16 protein-coding genes are annotated in these 14553 nt (G+C 60.5%); 1 reads left to right on the top strand and 15 read right to left on the bottom strand.

What is annotated here, in order from left to right:
* Window positions 1-103: 103 nt before the first annotated feature.
* The gene (locus BLR72_RS04165) at window positions 104-994 is read right to left on the bottom strand and encodes a dihydrodipicolinate synthase family protein (RefSeq protein WP_091945396.1); all 891 of its coding nucleotides are present in this window, start codon (window positions 992-994) and stop codon (window positions 104-106) included.
* 355 nt (window positions 995-1349) lie between these two features.
* On the opposite strand from BLR72_RS04165, the gene BLR72_RS04160 reads away from it, so the two are divergent.
* Window positions 1350-2411, top strand: coding sequence for a porin (locus BLR72_RS04160; protein ID WP_091945393.1), 1062 nt, complete (start codon window positions 1350-1352; stop codon window positions 2409-2411).
* Between the two features lie 61 nt (window positions 2412-2472).
* Here the strand turns inward: BLR72_RS04160 and phnN are convergent, their stop codons facing one another.
* The 14 genes from phnN to phnG form a co-directional block, all read right to left on the bottom strand.
* Window positions 2473-3087 (bottom strand): phosphonate metabolism protein/1,5-bisphosphokinase (PRPP-forming) PhnN, encoded by a 615-nt coding sequence (gene phnN / locus BLR72_RS04155; protein ID WP_348271819.1) that lies wholly within the window; start codon window positions 3085-3087, stop codon window positions 2473-2475.
* 11 nt (window positions 3088-3098) lie between these two features.
* On the bottom strand, window positions 3099-4238 hold the full coding sequence (locus tag BLR72_RS04150) for an alpha-D-ribose 1-methylphosphonate 5-triphosphate diphosphatase (protein WP_091945387.1): 1140 nt from the start codon (window positions 4236-4238) through the stop codon (window positions 3099-3101).
* Window position 4239: 1 nt separating this feature from the next.
* Window positions 4240-4947, bottom strand: a complete 708-nt coding sequence (locus BLR72_RS04145; protein WP_091945382.1) for a DUF1045 domain-containing protein — start codon at window positions 4945-4947, stop codon at window positions 4240-4242.
* An 85-nt stretch (window positions 4948-5032) separates the two neighbouring features.
* Window positions 5033-6364 (bottom strand): phosphonate ABC transporter, permease protein PhnE, encoded by a 1332-nt coding sequence (phnE, locus tag BLR72_RS04140; protein ID WP_091945379.1) that lies wholly within the window; start codon window positions 6362-6364, stop codon window positions 5033-5035.
* Entirely contained in the window at window positions 6361-7332 is a 972-nt protein-coding gene (phnE, locus tag BLR72_RS04135; RefSeq protein ID WP_175492297.1) for a phosphonate ABC transporter, permease protein PhnE, read from the bottom strand. The genes phnE (BLR72_RS04140) and phnE (BLR72_RS04135) overlap by 4 nt, the downstream gene beginning before the upstream one ends.
* A 72-nt stretch (window positions 7333-7404) precedes the next feature.
* Window positions 7405-8322: a phosphonate ABC transporter substrate-binding protein gene (phnD, locus tag BLR72_RS04130; RefSeq protein ID WP_091945374.1), complete on the bottom strand. Its 918-nt coding sequence runs from the start codon at window positions 8320-8322 to the stop codon at window positions 7405-7407.
* An 84-nt stretch (window positions 8323-8406) separates the two neighbouring features.
* Window positions 8407-9240 carry a phosphonate ABC transporter ATP-binding protein gene (gene phnC, locus BLR72_RS04125; RefSeq protein WP_091945371.1) on the bottom strand — a complete coding sequence of 278 codons (834 nt, stop codon included), beginning with the start codon at window positions 9238-9240 and terminating at the stop codon, window positions 8407-8409.
* A gap of 119 nt (window positions 9241-9359) precedes the next feature.
* Window positions 9360-9974, bottom strand: a complete 615-nt coding sequence (locus tag BLR72_RS04120; protein WP_091945368.1) for a DapH/DapD/GlmU-related protein — start codon at window positions 9972-9974, stop codon at window positions 9360-9362.
* Entirely contained in the window at window positions 9971-10681 is a 711-nt protein-coding gene (gene phnL / locus BLR72_RS04115; protein WP_027231735.1) for a phosphonate C-P lyase system protein PhnL, read from the bottom strand. Before phnL ends, BLR72_RS04120 begins: the two co-directional genes overlap by 4 nt.
* A gap of 9 nt (window positions 10682-10690) precedes the next feature.
* Window positions 10691-11467 (bottom strand): phosphonate C-P lyase system protein PhnK, encoded by a 777-nt coding sequence (gene phnK / locus BLR72_RS04110; protein ID WP_027231736.1) that lies wholly within the window; start codon window positions 11465-11467, stop codon window positions 10691-10693.
* Window positions 11464-12345: an alpha-D-ribose 1-methylphosphonate 5-phosphate C-P-lyase PhnJ gene (locus tag BLR72_RS04105; protein WP_091945365.1), complete on the bottom strand. Its 882-nt coding sequence runs from the start codon at window positions 12343-12345 to the stop codon at window positions 11464-11466. Before BLR72_RS04105 ends, phnK begins: the two co-directional genes overlap by 4 nt.
* Entirely contained in the window at window positions 12342-13436 is a 1095-nt protein-coding gene (locus tag BLR72_RS04100) for a carbon-phosphorus lyase complex subunit (RefSeq protein WP_091945362.1), read from the bottom strand. The genes BLR72_RS04105 and BLR72_RS04100 overlap by 4 nt, the downstream gene beginning before the upstream one ends.
* Window positions 13437-13440: 4 nt before the next feature.
* Window positions 13441-14052, bottom strand: coding sequence for a phosphonate C-P lyase system protein PhnH (gene phnH / locus BLR72_RS04095; RefSeq protein WP_091945359.1), 612 nt, complete (start codon window positions 14050-14052; stop codon window positions 13441-13443).
* Entirely contained in the window at window positions 14052-14525 is a 474-nt protein-coding gene (phnG, locus tag BLR72_RS04090) for a phosphonate C-P lyase system protein PhnG (protein WP_091945356.1), read from the bottom strand. Before phnG ends, phnH begins: the two co-directional genes overlap by 1 nt.
* Window positions 14526-14553 lie beyond the last annotated feature (28 nt).

The raw sequence follows: 14553 nt of genomic DNA, 5'->3' as shown, positions 1-14553 counted from the left end.
GCGCACGCCTTTTAGGGCCTTGCGCCTTCGCGGCTCTTTACCACGCCCTGCAGCGCAAGGTCCATCACCGGCTATTTAGCGCAGGATCAGCGCTGGACAAGGCTCAAACCGCATCCAATGCGCTGATTGCCGTCATGATGCGGTCCTGATCGGCGGTGGAAAGCGGCAAGATGGGCAGCGGCGGCTTTGTGGTCGCAAGCCCCATGGCATTTGCCGCGGCATGAACCACCCGATAGCTCGAAAGCTCCTTGAACAAGGCAAAGAGGGGCGCGAATAGGCCATCGATGCGCTCGACCTCGGCGACATTACCGACCTTTGCAGCACGCGCCAGTTTCAGCGATGGTACCGGCAGCAGCCCGGCAACCACGCTGTACCACGCGGCCCCGCCGGCAAGCAGCGCCCCCGGCGCATTCCAGTCGCCGCTATAGCCAATGGCAAACCCGACAGGGAGTTGGGCCTCAAGCGCTTGGTGCACCGCTCGCATCTCCGGTAAAGGCTGCGCGGGATTTTTCACTGCCACGATATTCGGTACCGCGGCCATGCGTGCGAGCAGGGCATTGCTGATCGTAAAATGCGTGGTGCCCGGATTGTTGTAGACGCACAGGGGAAGATCGGTGGCGCCGGCGACGCCACTATAATGCTGAAGCACTTCGTCATCGGTCAGCGGGGTATAGGAGACCGGGGCGAGAAGAAGGCCGTTTGCACCCGCACGCTTGGCGTCGCGCGCGAGATCCTCGGCGTCGCCCGTCCTCAAGGCGCCGGCGCCGACGATGACGGGCACCCGCCCGCCGAGACATTCCCTCGCCGCCTCGATCGTCCGGCGTCTTTCAGCACGCGAAAGATACATGTAGGAACCGGTACTGCCGAGAAGGCCGACAGAATCGACGCCGGCGCGCTCCAGCCGCTCCAGCAGCCTGCAAAGCGATTCGACGTTAACGTGCCCGCTCTCATCTGCAGGCGTAATCGGAAATGCGGACAGACCATGGAACAGCAAAGTTTTTCCCTCGGTTGAATCAACCTGAATTCGTTAAGACTGATCGTCTTAATACATCGATATACAATGAACATGTATGAAAACCAGGCGGATTTAGCCGTTAATGCACTCCGGGACATCCAATTCAGAGACTAAAGTCTAATTTTGCCTAATTCTTTATCGTGTTACGCAAAGCCCTATTGTTTGGGCAATTGCGCCCCGACGAAACCAAGTCATTACCCCGCGTGTCAAAACCGCAACAGCGATTTCCGAACCGGCGGTTCGATTGCATATCGATTTTGCGTGATCAAACGAACAGGAATATCCCTGCTGCGGGGACACGAGCTTTGGTATCAACTTGATCGGAGAACCGATAATGCGAATAAAGAGCTTCTTCCTTGGTTCCGCTGCAGCGCTGGTTGCAGTTTCAGGAGCACGCGCCGCCGACGCGGTTGTCGTGGCGGAACCCGAACCCGTCGAATATGTGCGGGTTTGCGATGCTTATGGCACGGGCTTCTTCTATATTCCGGGAACGGAAACCTGCCTCAAGGTAAGCGGCTATGTCCGCTATGACGCACAGGGGGGTGACGACGTCTATAATGGCGGCCCGCTCGACACTTGGGCCAAGCACACGCGCGCCGAGGTTCGCTTCGACGCCCGTTCCGAGACCGAACTCGGCACTTTGCGTTCCTACATCCAGTCGCGCTTCGACTTTACCGATGGTTCGGATGACGGCGCCAGCCTCCCGCAGGCGTTCATCGAGCTCGGCGGCTTCCGTGTCGGCGTTGCCGATGAAATCTTTGGCGCCTGGAACGGCTATGCCGGCGATATCATCAATGACGATGTGATCAACTACAACAGCTGGCAGAGCAACCAGGTGAGCTACACGTTCACAGGGGCAGACGGTTTCTCGGCCATCGTCGCCGCTGAACAGGGCTCGGTGCACGACGATTATCCCGACTATGTCATCGACAACTACATGCCGCATGTCATGGCCGGCGCCAAGTACGAGCAGGGTTGGGGAACGCTGTCCGGTATCGTCGGCTACGATTCCAACGTCGAGGCCTTTGCCGCCAAGGCGCGCCTCGATGTTAACATCACCGATACGTTCAAGGTCTGGGGCATGGGGGCCTACCAGTCCGACTACGACTCCACGCGCGAGGAACGCAACTTCCTGACGCCGTGGCAGGGCGACTGGGCCGCCTGGGCCGGTTTTGCTGCAAAGCTTTCCGACAAGGCGACGGTCAACGGTCAGGGTGCGTACGCATCTGAGGGGACCTACGCCTTTGCCCTCAATGTTGCCTACGAACTTGTACCTGGTTTCACGATCACGCCGGAAATCAACTACACCAAGTTCGAGGACTTCCGTCAGGGCGACGGCACACTCGTCAACGACGATGCCCTCGGTGGCATCGTCCGCTTCCAGCGGAATTTCTGATCGCCTGACACAAAAAATCCGGAGGCAAACGCCTCCGGATACCTCTACGACAAAGCTGCAATCAAATCTGGTCCGAAACCGCAGCGACTACTGCCGATTTTCGCAACAGCGCGACAAGTTCATCGCCCGCGTCGGCGACCGGACCTGAATTGTCAATGGTGACGGCATTTTCCGGATCGCATGGATTGGGCGCGGCCCGCGCCAGGCGACGCTCGATCTCCTCGGCGCTTTCGCGCCCGCGTGCCGCAAGGCGATGCGCCAGAACCTCGGGCGACGCCGTGATATGGACCACCAGGAAATTGGCGTAGGCCGATTTCAGATCGGGGAGAATGCCGCGCGATACATTGGCGATCGCGACCCCGCCCCGTTCGATCTCGTGATCGACTGATTTCGGCAAGCCGTAGTAAAGCCCATGGGCGAACCAGTCGTGGCAGAACGCTCCTTCGCGCTTGGCCGTCAAAAACGCGTCCTCGCTCAGCGTATCGTGGTCCTCCGCGTCGACCGCCGAGGGCCGGGTGACCACGCGGCGGACGAAATGGAATCCCGGCTCGTTGGCGAGCGCAGCGCGGGCATAGTCGATAATCGTATCCTTGCCGGCACCACTCGGCCCGACAACGGCAACGAAGGCGCCGTTGCGCAACGGCGCGGACCCCAATTCGAGTGCGCGTTCGATCATTGCGGCGGCCATCATACGACCCGGCGGCCTTCGCGCCAGACAGTGCGGACCACGGGAATGTGCTCATCGACGCGAACGCGTACGAGGTCGGCGCGCTTGCCGATCTCGATGACGCCGCGGTCGTCAAAACCAACCGCCTCAGCCGGGTTCTTGGTGACGAGGCGCACCGAATCCGGCAGCGATATGCTGTCCGCGGTCTCGCTCAGCATGAAGGTCGACTGGATCAGGCTGAACGGAATGTAGTCGGACGACAAAATGTCGAGATAACCATGCTCCACGAGTTCGCGCGCCGAGACATTGCCGGAATGCGAACCGCCGCGCACGACATTGGGCGCACCCATCAGGACGGCAAGGCCGGCGCGCTTGGACGCAGCCGCCGCCTGGAGCGTCGTTGGAAACTCGGCAACGTGGATGCCCTGCTCTATGGCCTCGTCCACGTGCGCTTGCGTCGCATCGTCGTGGCTGGCGAGAACGATGCCACGCGCGCGGCATTTTTCTGCCAGCGCCTCGCGCTGCGGCCCCGAATACTGCGCGGACTCGCCCATGCGTTTCTCGCAATACAACTGGAAATCGCGGTCGCTGAGCTTCAGCTTGCGCTGGTAATAATAGGCGTAGGTTTCGATATCGACGAACTGGCGCTGCCCCGGCGCATGGTCCATCAACGATGCGAGCCGCACGCGGCTGTCATTCTCGAACAGTTGAAAGCTCTCAAGGCAATCCGGCGCCGAGACTTCACAGCGCAGATGCAGATAGTGATCGGCTCTCAACCGGCCCTCATGGACGCTGTTCTCGATTGCGTCGCCGAGCTTGCGCATTTCCGGCGCCGAAAGGTCCGCATCCTCATCCATGCCGACGCGCAGCGCATCGAGAACAGTCGTAATGCCGGAGGTGGCGATCTGCGCATCGTGGGCAAGGACAGCCGCGATCGGGTTCCAGCGTACCCGCGGGCGCGGGAGATAATGCCCCTCGAGGTGATCGGTATGGAGTTCCACCAGGCCGGGTATGAGATAGTCGCCGCCGAAATCCTCGCCGCCGGATGCCGTTCCTTCCGCAATGTCGGCTATCTTGCCGTCACGCACCAGGACGGAACCGGTGATGACTTCGTTTTCGAGGACGATTTTCGCATTATTCAAGATCAGTTCGGCGGACATTTCAGGCAGACTTTCTACGGTTCGTTCCAGCAAGCGGGTGCAGTGAGTTGATTTCAAAAGGAGATCCGGGTTGGGCCTCGGTAAATAGAGCAAGATTGTTGATCTCGACCGGCTCTTCGAGAACCGGCTCGAGGAATTCACCGAGGATGCGCTCAATTCTTGGCTGGTCGGCCTCCGGTACCGGACCGGTCAGGGTCATGTGAAAACGGAACTCCTCGAACACGTAGGGATAGCCCCACTGTTCGAGATTGCGTTGCTCTGATACCGAAAGCGCATCGGGATTGCGCCGCTTGATCTCCTGCTCGCTTGGAGCGGCGCGGAAGCGATCGAAGGCGACAACGATATCGTTGGCCAACTGGTTGAGGCGGTCAAGCGGCTCGCTGGGAACAAGCGCGAAGAAACCGCCAAGGCAGCGAATTTCAAGTTTTGGAATCTCGACCGGATCGACCGAGGAGGCAAAATGCATCATGGCGGAAAGCAGTTCGCGCTCTTCAAACCCCTCCGCCAGACGGAAAGGCGCTTTCAGCGTCGCATGGAAACCGTAGCGGCGTGGCGAGTCGGTAAGCTGCGCGAAGTCCGCCGGATCGAGCCCGCGAATATGCGGGACCTTCACCGCTTGCCCGCTGAAGGCATTGCGGCCGAGCCAATTCGCCGCGACTTTGAGAAGCGGGTCGCTCGCCGGCGGCGTGAAGTAGATCGCATAGCGCATGTCAGTGTGATTCCCTAAAAACAGTCTCGCGTTACGCTCCAATTATGACAAGCTTTGTATCACTTGGGATCTGCGGATCGACAATCTAGTGCTGCTTTCCAGTCAGGCGCGAGCGCAGTGCGTTGGAAATATTGTCGAAGATGAAGATGACGATGAGAATGAGCACGACCATATAGGCGACATTATGCCAGTTGGTGTTGGTGCGCATCGCCTCCCACAGCTTGAGACCGATGCCGCCCGCACCGACGGCGCCGATGATCGTCGCCGAGCGCGTGTTCGATTCCCAGAAGTACAGCGCCTGGCTGGCGAATACCGGCAGGACCTGCGGCACGACGCCATAGCGTTGCACGTTCACCGGCGATGCACCCACGGATTTGACACCCTCGCGCTGCTTGTCATCGATGTTTTCCAGCGTCTCCGAATAGACCTTGCCGAGCGTGCCCGTATCGGTGAAGAAGATCGCGGCGATACCGGCAAGCGGCCCCGGACCGAAGGCGCGGGTGAAGAAAAGTGCCCAGATCAGCATGTCCACCGAGCGCAGGAAATCGAAGAAGCGCTTGGTGATCTGGTTGGCGAAGAAATTCGGCATGATGTTGCGGGCCGCAACGAACGCGAGCGGAAACGCGATGATCGTTGCAAGCAAGGTGCCGACGAAGGCCATGACGATTGTCTGCAGGAGCTTGGTCCAAACGTCGCCATGCTGCCACGATGAATTGTACCAGATATTGTCGAAGGCAAGCGCTGCATTCGACATCTCAGGCTTGATGCGCTCGCCGCTGCTGATCATCGACATCACTTCGCCGAACGACTTGCCCCAGAACGGCGATGCGGTATCGAAGACGAAATTGGCCCATCCGAGGAAGCGCCGGCTCACCACGACACGCTCGGGAATAATATCCGCCTGCCCGGCAAAGCCGAAATTCACCGTAACCTGGTCCTCCTTCAGCTGTGCCCATTTCGGCAAGGTCCCTTGCGGCTTGGCGCCGTTCGGTTCGAGAAGGATCGTCAGGCTTTCGCTTCCCCGCGTCGCAATCACGCGCTGGGCGTTGATATCGAGCGACTTGCTGGAGCCGAAGCGGATCGACACGTCATTGCCATTCTTGATCACCCAATCCGGATTGGGATTGTTGCCAAGCTCGGAAAAGCGCGGATAGGAAACCGTTGTCGCCTCCGGGCTCATCTTGACGGTCGCCCTGACCGCGTAGGAGACCCAGTCGCGCGCATAGATTTCGGCGCGCTGCCACTGCCCGCTCGCGAGCACGGTGCCGATCGAAAAGAACCACCAGCAGTAGACGACGTAAAGAACGATGCCGGCAGCGATGAACAGCGGCAGGAAGCGCTTCCACACAGGCGGGTTGAAGACCTCCGGGTGACGGCTTTCGTAATCGGCAATGGCGGCAGCGGACAGGGCGGTCATGACTGTTTGCCTCCAAAGGCGAAAGCCTGCTTGCCGACGAGACTGCGGCGCAGCCAGGCGGAAAACTGATCGACGGCGATGATGGTCACCAGCAGCAGAAGGACGATGGCAAGCGTCTTTGCCTGGTGGCCGCGGCCGATCGACAGGCGCAGTTCCTCGCCGATGCCGCCGCCGCCGACCGCGCCGATGATCGTCGAGGCACGCACATTGATTTCAAGGCGAAGCAGCGCATAGGACATGAAATTGGGCATCACTTGCGGCACGATGCCGAAACCGACCCGTTCGAACCAGTTGGCGCCGGCGGCGCGCAAACCCTCATCCGGTTTCATGTCGGCATTCTCGACGACTTCGAAGAAAAGCTTGCCGAGCGCGCCGATCGTATGGATGGCCACGGCGAACATGGCGGGTATGGCGCCGAGCGAGAGGATTGCGGCGAAGAAGCCGGCGATAACGATCTCTGGGAACGCGCGCAGGATCTCCATCGTCCGGCGCACAACTCCGCGGATCAGCCGGTTCTTGACGAGGTTCTTGGCGGCAAGGAAGCAGAGCAGGAAGCCGAAGATGAAGCCGACAAGTGTTGACAGGATTGCGATATTGAGGGTCTGCAGCATCTTGTGGAAATACTCCGGAAAGTAGAACCCGCCGAACAGATAGACCCGGCCTTCCGGATAGTCGTATTTAAGGCTGCCGTCGTAATAGGGTGACGGCAGATCGAACAAGGCGCGCCACACTTCCCAGCCGTCGCGCGGAACGAGATCGCCCGCAAACTCGAAGAAGTGCGGCAGACGGTCGAAGAACTTGCCGGCGTTTGAGTCGTTGGCGAACCACAGGGACCCGGCGACCGCCACGAGCAGACCAATGCCGATCAGCCATGAATAGGCACGCCGGCGCGTCGCAAGCTCCAGCCAGTGGCGTTCTATCTCGATACCGTCGGGCGACAGCGTGGTGGTCGTAGCCTGGCTCATCAACCGATCCTTAGTGAGCACAAAAAATTCACGGCCAGAACCTTGAGGGAACTGGCCGTGATCATTGGATGGCTATCAGCCGCCGATCTGCGCCTTGCGGGCGTCGATGATCGGCTGGTAGAACTGCGCGTTAACTTCCGTGTAGCCCTTGCGGTCGCCACCGGTCGAAGAAGCCGCGGCGAAGCAGGCTGGATCGGTCTTCGGCAGGTTCATCAGATATTCTTTGTACTTGGCGATCGTGTCCTTGTTCATCGATGAGCGAACAACGGTCGGACCGTTCGGAATAAGCGGCGACTTCCACAGTTCGACAAAATCCTTCATGTCGATCAGGCCCTTGTCGACCATCTTGCGCAGATTGCCGGAAGAGTATCCCTCTTCGAACTTGCCGACGCCCGAGCCAAAGGTCGTGCCGGCGTCGAACTTGCCGTCCTTGACGGCAAGAACGAGGTTTTCATGACCGCCGCCGAACCCGGTTTCACCGAAGTAATCCTTGACCGAGGCATGGATGTCCTTCGGCAGGGAGGTAACGGGGATGAGGTAGCCGGAGGTGGAATCTGGATCGGCAAAGCCGAGCTTCTTGCCCTTCATGTCGGCAAGAGTCTTGATGCCGCTGTCCTTGCGGGCAATCATGATCGAATAATAGCCGGTCGAACCGTCAGTCTGGACGTCGGTCAGGATCGGTTCGACTGCCTTCGGATTGGTCAGATAGATCTTGGCATATCCGGATGCACCGAGTTCAGCAGCATCGAGCGTGCCGCCGAGGAGACCCTGAATGACGCCGTCATAGTCGGTTGCCGGGAAGAGCTTGACTTCCTTGACACCGAGGACCTTGGGCAACTGGTCGACCACGCACTGGTAGTTGCGCAGGCGGTCTGCTTCGTTTTCGCCGCCGATCAGACCGATGCGGAATGTTTCGAGGTTTTCGGCACGCGCCATCGAACCGGCCAGCATGGCGCCGATTGCGATTGCACTAAGAAGGGCTTTCTTGAACATAGTTCTCTCCTGTCAAACGTCGATATGAGTTTGCGATCAGTTTCATTAGTGGCCCGTATCGTGGGCGAGCCGATCTCGGTGCGCTCAACGCGCAGCCAGAACGGCCTCCAGCTCTGAAATCGGCTTGGGTGTGCCGCGGCTGATACTTGTGGAAGTGATTGCTTCCGAAAAAGCATCCTTCATGCCGTCCGCGCCATAGATGCGGCGCGCGGCAAGTTCGGTGAGATCGTCGGGTCCGCCGTCAAAGACAACCTTGCCTCCCTGCATGCCGATGATACGCTGGCAGAAATGGCGGGCCGTATCGAGCGTGTGCAGATTGGTGATGACCGTCAGGCCCTCGCGCTCATTGATGTCGCGCAACGACTCCATCACCACCTGAGCATTGCGCGGGTCGAGCGAGGCGATCGGCTCGTCGGCAAGAACAACTTTGGGATTCTGCATTAGAGCACGGGCTATCGCGACGCGCTGCTGCTGGCCCCCGGAGAGCGTTCCGGCCCGCTGTAACGCGGTCTTCGCGATGTCGAGGCGCTCCAGCGCCGCAATCGCCATCGCACGCTCCTCGCGCGAAAACATGCCGAGCAGGCTCTTGATCGTCGAGCGATGATTGAGGCGACCGAGCAGAACATTGGTCAGAACGTCGAGACGCGGCACCAGATTGAACTGCTGGAAGATCATGGCGCAATCGCGCTGCCAGTTACGCAAGGCGGCGCCCTTCAACTGCGCCACGTTGGTGCCTTCAAAAAGGATCGCACCTTCCGAGGGATCGACGAGACGGTTGATCATGCGAAGCAACGTCGACTTGCCGGCGCCGGAACGGCCGATGATGCCTACCATCTGACCCTGGGGAATCTCCAGGCTGACATCGTCGATGGCAGTGAACTTGCCAAAGCGGCGCGTCACGTTTTCAATCTTCAGCATAAGCAGGTCCCTATTGGCGCTGCACTGTCCTAGGACACGGATGTGAACGTGCGATGTCGTTTTTGTTGCAGCCGAATGACAACTTGATGTCAGTCCGTTAACCCTATCGCTCGTTCGATTTAGACCGCGTGTTTCTCAAGGAACGCCTCGATGGAGAGCGAGCGAAAATCATCGAGCGCAGAGCGCAACTTAGCGTGGTCCCAATCCCACCAGGCAACGAACTGCAGTTGTTCAGCCCTTTTTCGGTCGAAACGATCACGAATTTTGTGTGCCGGAACGCCGCCAACGATCGTGTAGGGGTCGACGTCCTTCGTGACCACCGCCCCTGCCCCGATTACCGCGCCGTCGCCAACGGTGACGCCCGGCAGCACGGTCGCGCCATGGCCGATCCAGACATCATGGCCGATCGTGACCGTATTGGTGCGCCGCCAGTCGAAAAATTGCTCGTCAACCGTGCCATCGTCCCAATAGTCGCCCGAACGATAGGTGAAATGGTGCAGCGTCGGCCGCCACGTCGGATGGTTGGGCGCGTTGAGGCGAACGCTCGACGCTATATTGGCGAATTTGCCGATCTTGGCGCACCAGGCAGATCCGTCCTGCATGATGTAGGAATAGTCGCCGAAGCTCGATTCACTGAGGCGGCAGCGCTCGGCAACTTCAGTATAGCGGCCGAACGCGCAGCCTTCGACGCTCGCCGTCGGATGGATCAGTGGCGTTTCCGAGAGTTTCGTCATGCCGCAACTCCGCCTGCGGTGGAAAACGCCGTGACATCGATGATCCGGTCGGCAACGGCCTCGCGCACGTCCTCGTCGTGAAAGATGCCGAGCATGGCGACGCCCGCCGCCTTCTTGGCCTCGATCATAGACACAACGACGCTGCGGTTCCTGGCGTCGAGCGATGCTGTCGGCTCGTCGAGCAGCAGGATTGGATGATCGGTAATGAAGCCGCGCGCAATGTTGACGCGCTGCTGTTCGCCGCCGGAGAAGGTGGCGGGCGGCAGCGCCCAGAGCCGTTCGGGGAGATTGAGTCCCGAGAGCAGCACCGCCGCCTTGTCGCGGGCTTCGCCGCGATCGACGCCGCGGGCGACGAGCGGCTCGGCGACAACGTCAAGCGCCGAAACGCGGGGCACGGTACGCAGGAATTGACTAACATAGCCGACCATTTCGCGGCGGATACCGAGCATGGTTCGCGGATCGGCCGAGGCGATGTCAACAAGGCGGTCGCGGTAGGGAACGATGATCTGGCCCTGATCCACGGCATAATTGCCGTAGATCATTTTCAGGATCGAACTCTTCCCGGCGCCGGAAGGGCCGCCAAGAACGGCGCACTCGCCGGCCTTGATCGAGAATGACACGTTGGTGACCACCGGCAAGCGGATGCCGTCACGCAGGTGCATGGTGAAACTCTTGGCGACATCGGAGACAACGAGAGGCGTTGGCATGATCTTCTCCTAGACCTGCAGGATGGATGAAACGAGAAGCTGGGTGTAAGGCGCTTGCGGATCGTCGAGGACCCGGTCGGTAAGGCCGGTTTCAACGATATGACCGTCCTTCATCACCATCATGCGGTGCGAAAGCAGCCGCGCGACGGCAAGATCATGGGTGACGACGATAGCCGCAAGGCCAAGGTCGCTGACGAGGCCCCGCAAAAGGTCGAGCAATCTCGCCTGCACCGACACGTCCAGCCCACCGGTCGGCTCGTCCATGAAGATCAGGCGCGGGTTGGTTACGAGGTTGCGCGCGATCTGCAGGCGCTGGCGCATACCGCCGGAGAAGGCGCGCGGCTCGTCATCGATGCGGTCGGCGGCGATTTCCACCCGCCCGAGCCAATCGGTCGCGGTCGAGCGGATGCGGCCATAGTGTCGGTCGCCGACCGCCATCAGCCGCTCGCCGACATTGGCGCCGGCCGAGACGGTCATGCGCAAGCCATCGGCCGGGTTCTGGTGCACGAAGCCCCAGTCGGTGCGCATCAACAACCGCCGCTCGGCTTCGCTGATGCGGTAAAGATCGCGGAACTGGCCGTCCCGCATGCGGTATTCGACAGAACCTGCCGAAGGCGCAAGCCGGGTCGCCAGACAGTTCAGAAGCGTGGTCTTGCCTGAACCGGATTCGCCGACGATGGCGAGCACTTCGCCCGGCCACAGTTCGAACGAGACATTCTGGCAGCCGATCCGGCTTCCATAGAATTTCGAAACTGCGTTGACTTTGAGAAGTGGTGTATCGCTCATTCTGCTGCCTCCGCCGGATTGGCCGAAAGATGGCCGCGATGGCCATGCGCCTGCCGGTCTTCACAAAAATCCGTATCCGAGCACACGAACATGCTGCCGCCCTTGTCGTCGAGGATCACCTCGTCGAGGTAGGTACCCCTGGCGCCGCACAGCGCGCAGGGCTCGGAAAAGCTCTGGATTTCGAATGGATGATCTTCAAAGTCGAGGCTGACGACTTCCGTGTAGGGCGGAACCGCGTAGATGCGCTTTTCTCGTCCTGCACCGAATAGTTGCAGCGCTGGCGAGCGATGCATCTTCGGATTATCGAACTTCGGCGTCGGCGACGGGTCCATGACATAGCGCCCTTCGACCTTTACCGGGTAGGCATAGGTCGTCGCGATGTGGCCGTGGCGGGCGATGTCCTCGTAGAGCTTCACATGCATCAGGCCGTATTCTTCGAGTGCATGCATTTTCCGGGTTTCCGTCTCGCGCGGCTCGAGGAAGCGCAGGGGTTCGGGGATTGGCACCTGATAAACCAGGATTTGGCCTGCGGTGAGCGGTGTTTCCGGGATGCGGTGCCGCGTCTGGATGATCGTTGCTTCCGTTGTGCTGGTCGTGACACGGACATTTGCAGTCTTCTGGAAAAAAGCGCGGATCGATACGGCGTTGGTGGTGTCGTCGGCACCCTGGTCAATAACCTTCAGCCTGTCATCGGGTCCGATGACTGCCGCGGTCACCTGCACGCCGCCCGTGCCCCAGCCATAGGGCATCGGCATTTCGCGCGAGGCGAAAGGCACCTGGTAGCCCGGAATGGCAATGGCTTTCAGGATGGCGCGGCGGATCATCCGCTTCGTTTGCTCGTCGAGATAGGCAAAGTTGTATGTTGCGAGTTCGGTCATTCTGCTGCCTCCTGGACGTCGCGGCGTTCGTGTTCGGCCCGCATACGACGCACCAGGTCGAGCTCGGCCTGGAAATCCACGTAGTGCGGCAGCTTCAAATGCTCGACAAAGCCGGTCGACTGAACATTGTCGCTGTGGGAAATGACGAATTCCTCGTCCTGGGTGGCGGCGGTAATATCCTCGCCGAGCTCCCTCGCCCGCAATGCGCGATCGCAGAGCGACATCGACATCGCCTTGCGCTCGCTCTGGCCGAACACCAGGCCATAGCCGCGGGTAAACTGCGGCGGCTGCTTCGCCGAACCCTTGAACTGGTTGACCATCTGGCATTCGGTCAGGCGGATGCGCCCGAGCGTCAGCGGGAAATCGAGTTCCGCGACTTCAAGTTCGACCTCGACTTCGCCGATGCGGATTTCGCCAACGAAGGGATGGCTGCGGGCATAGCCCCGCTGTGTGGAATAGGCGAGACCGAGAAGAAAACCCTCATCGCCGCGGGCAAGCGCCTGGAGACGCAGATCGCGCTCAAGCGGAAACGCCAGCGGCTCGCGGGTCAGATCGCCAGGCGCTGTCCCTTCCGGCAACTCGCCATCCGTCTCGATCATGCCGTGATGGCCGAGAATGTCGGTGACGCGGGGCGCAGGCTCGTGCGTTTCCTCCACCCGCTCCTCCGGCGCTTCGACCGCGGCATCGGCGGCGAGTTCCGGATCGAGCAGGCGGTGCGTATAATCGAATGTCGGCCCGAGCAACTGTCCACCCGGCAGATCCTTGAACGTTGCGGAGATGCGCCGTTCTATCGCCATTGCCGCGGTTTCGACGGGAATCGTATAGCCAAAACGCGGCAGCGTCGTGCGATAGGCGCGGACAAGGAAGATCGCCTCTATCATGTCGCCCCGCGCCTGCTTGATGGCGAGTGCCGCAAGCTCGAGGTCGTAAAGCGATCCCTCGGCCATGACGCGGTCGACGCCGAGTGCCAGTTGTTCGACGATCTGGTCGAGCCGGATCGACGGCACGGAGCGATCACCCCTGCGCTTGTCGGCAAGAAGCCTGTGGGCATTGCGGATGGCGGTTTCGCCGCCTTTGACTGCAACATACATGGTCTTACGCCTCCTTCTTCGCAACGCGCGTCGTGCGCGGCAAGGCGGCGAGCGCTTCCCGTCCGGCAAAGATCAGATCGATGCCGCGCGGAAAGGCGGCGCGATTGCCCGTCCATTGATCGATGAACATTTTCGGCAGCTGGCTCGGCGCGAAGTCCTGCGTATCCTTGATACCGGGTCCACGGAAGGTGAGGACGTTCTCGCCCTCAAATCCATCGAGCTGCAAGATCACCGTCGTCGACCGGTCGGGATATTCCGACGTTCCCTTGGCAAAGGCTTCGAAGGACGGCATTGCGGCGACGTCTTTCACCAGCGCGAATTGCGCAGCCGCCGGATCGGAGACGAGTTCGAGGCCGGTATGAAATTTCAGCCAGCCGATGGCTTCCTTCGAGGCGCTGATCGACTTGTCGCACCAGACCGTGGCATCGTGATCGAACAGCGTGGCGGCGATCGCCGCCATTACTGGCGTCAACGGCGCCGGCGCTACGACGAGTTCCGGCACGTCAAAGACGCGGCCGGGATTGGCCATGGCATCCATCAGAGCCCGGAAAATCTGCTGCGATCCCATGACCGGATTGGCAAAGCCGCCCTCAAAAACCTGAGTATTCGTGCGCATCAGTCTTCCCCTCGCACCATTGTGAAGAAATCGACCTTGGTTGCTGCCGTCTCGGCCCGCTTGATCCTCAGTTCCTCGTCGAGCCGCTGCGCGATCGGCGCAAGGACGGACGTTTCGACCACGTCGCGTTGGGCATCGTCCTGCCAAAGCGCATCAAAGACGGCGGCAAGGCGGACCTTTTCGCCCTGGCGACCGAGCGCATAAGCGTGGCCGACGGCACCGCTGCCGAGCCGCACGGTCGCGCGGGTCACAGTCGCTTCCCCGAGATTGAACGGAGCCCCCGACCCGCCGATGCGTCCACGAACCATGACGAGGCCCGTTTCGGGCCCGCGCAAGGTCTCGACTGCCGGCTTGTCGGTCCAGACCGACCAGAAGCGGTTCATCTCATCGGCGGTCGCCTGGGCGAGCAATGCCATGGCGGCCTTGCGCCCGGCATCGACGGTCGCCGGCATTTCCTGAAAATCTTTGGTCATTGACACCTCGCTCAAACTTGTCTATTCG

This window comes from Phyllobacterium sp. YR620 (genome assembly GCF_900104165.1).
Taxonomy (GTDB): Bacteria; Pseudomonadota; Alphaproteobacteria; order Rhizobiales; family Rhizobiaceae; genus Phyllobacterium; species Phyllobacterium pellucidum.
Note: the sequence above shows the minus strand (reverse complement) of the source record. Positions and strands in the feature narration are given on the sequence as shown.

Excerpts from the sequence above, each read along its gene's own strand:
- phnE (WP_091945379.1), bottom strand. The coding sequence starts at position 6,364 with ATGACCGCCCTGTCCGCTGCCGCCATTGCCGATTACGAAAGCCGTCAC.
- BLR72_RS04120 (WP_091945368.1), bottom strand. The coding sequence starts at position 9,974 with ATGACGAAACTCTCGGAAACGCCACTGATCCATCCGACGGCGAGCGTC.
- phnH (WP_091945359.1), bottom strand. The coding sequence starts at position 14,052 with ATGCGCACGAATACTCAGGTTTTTGAGGGCGGCTTTGCCAATCCGGTC.
- phnD (WP_091945374.1), bottom strand. The coding sequence starts at position 8,322 with ATGTTCAAGAAAGCCCTTCTTAGTGCAATCGCAATCGGCGCCATGCTG.
- phnN (WP_348271819.1), bottom strand. The coding sequence starts at position 3,087 with ATGATCGAACGCGCACTCGAATTGGGGTCCGCGCCGTTGCGCAACGGC.
- phnL (WP_027231735.1), bottom strand. The coding sequence starts at position 10,681 with ATGCCAACGCCTCTCGTTGTCTCCGATGTCGCCAAGAGTTTCACCATG.
- BLR72_RS04105 (WP_091945365.1), bottom strand. The coding sequence starts at position 12,345 with ATGACCGAACTCGCAACATACAACTTTGCCTATCTCGACGAGCAAACG.
- phnK (WP_027231736.1), bottom strand. The coding sequence starts at position 11,467 with ATGAGCGATACACCACTTCTCAAAGTCAACGCAGTTTCGAAATTCTAT.
- BLR72_RS04160 (WP_091945393.1), top strand. The coding sequence starts at position 1,350 with ATGCGAATAAAGAGCTTCTTCCTTGGTTCCGCTGCAGCGCTGGTTGCA.
- phnC (WP_091945371.1), bottom strand. The coding sequence starts at position 9,240 with ATGCTGAAGATTGAAAACGTGACGCGCCGCTTTGGCAAGTTCACTGCC.
- phnG (WP_091945356.1), bottom strand. The coding sequence starts at position 14,525 with ATGACCAAAGATTTTCAGGAAATGCCGGCGACCGTCGATGCCGGGCGC.
- BLR72_RS04100 (WP_091945362.1), bottom strand. The coding sequence starts at position 13,436 with ATGTATGTTGCAGTCAAAGGCGGCGAAACCGCCATCCGCAATGCCCAC.
- BLR72_RS04150 (WP_091945387.1), bottom strand. The coding sequence starts at position 4,238 with ATGTCCGCCGAACTGATCTTGAATAATGCGAAAATCGTCCTCGAAAAC.
- BLR72_RS04145 (WP_091945382.1), bottom strand. The coding sequence starts at position 4,947 with ATGCGCTATGCGATCTACTTCACGCCGCCGGCGAGCGACCCGCTTCTC.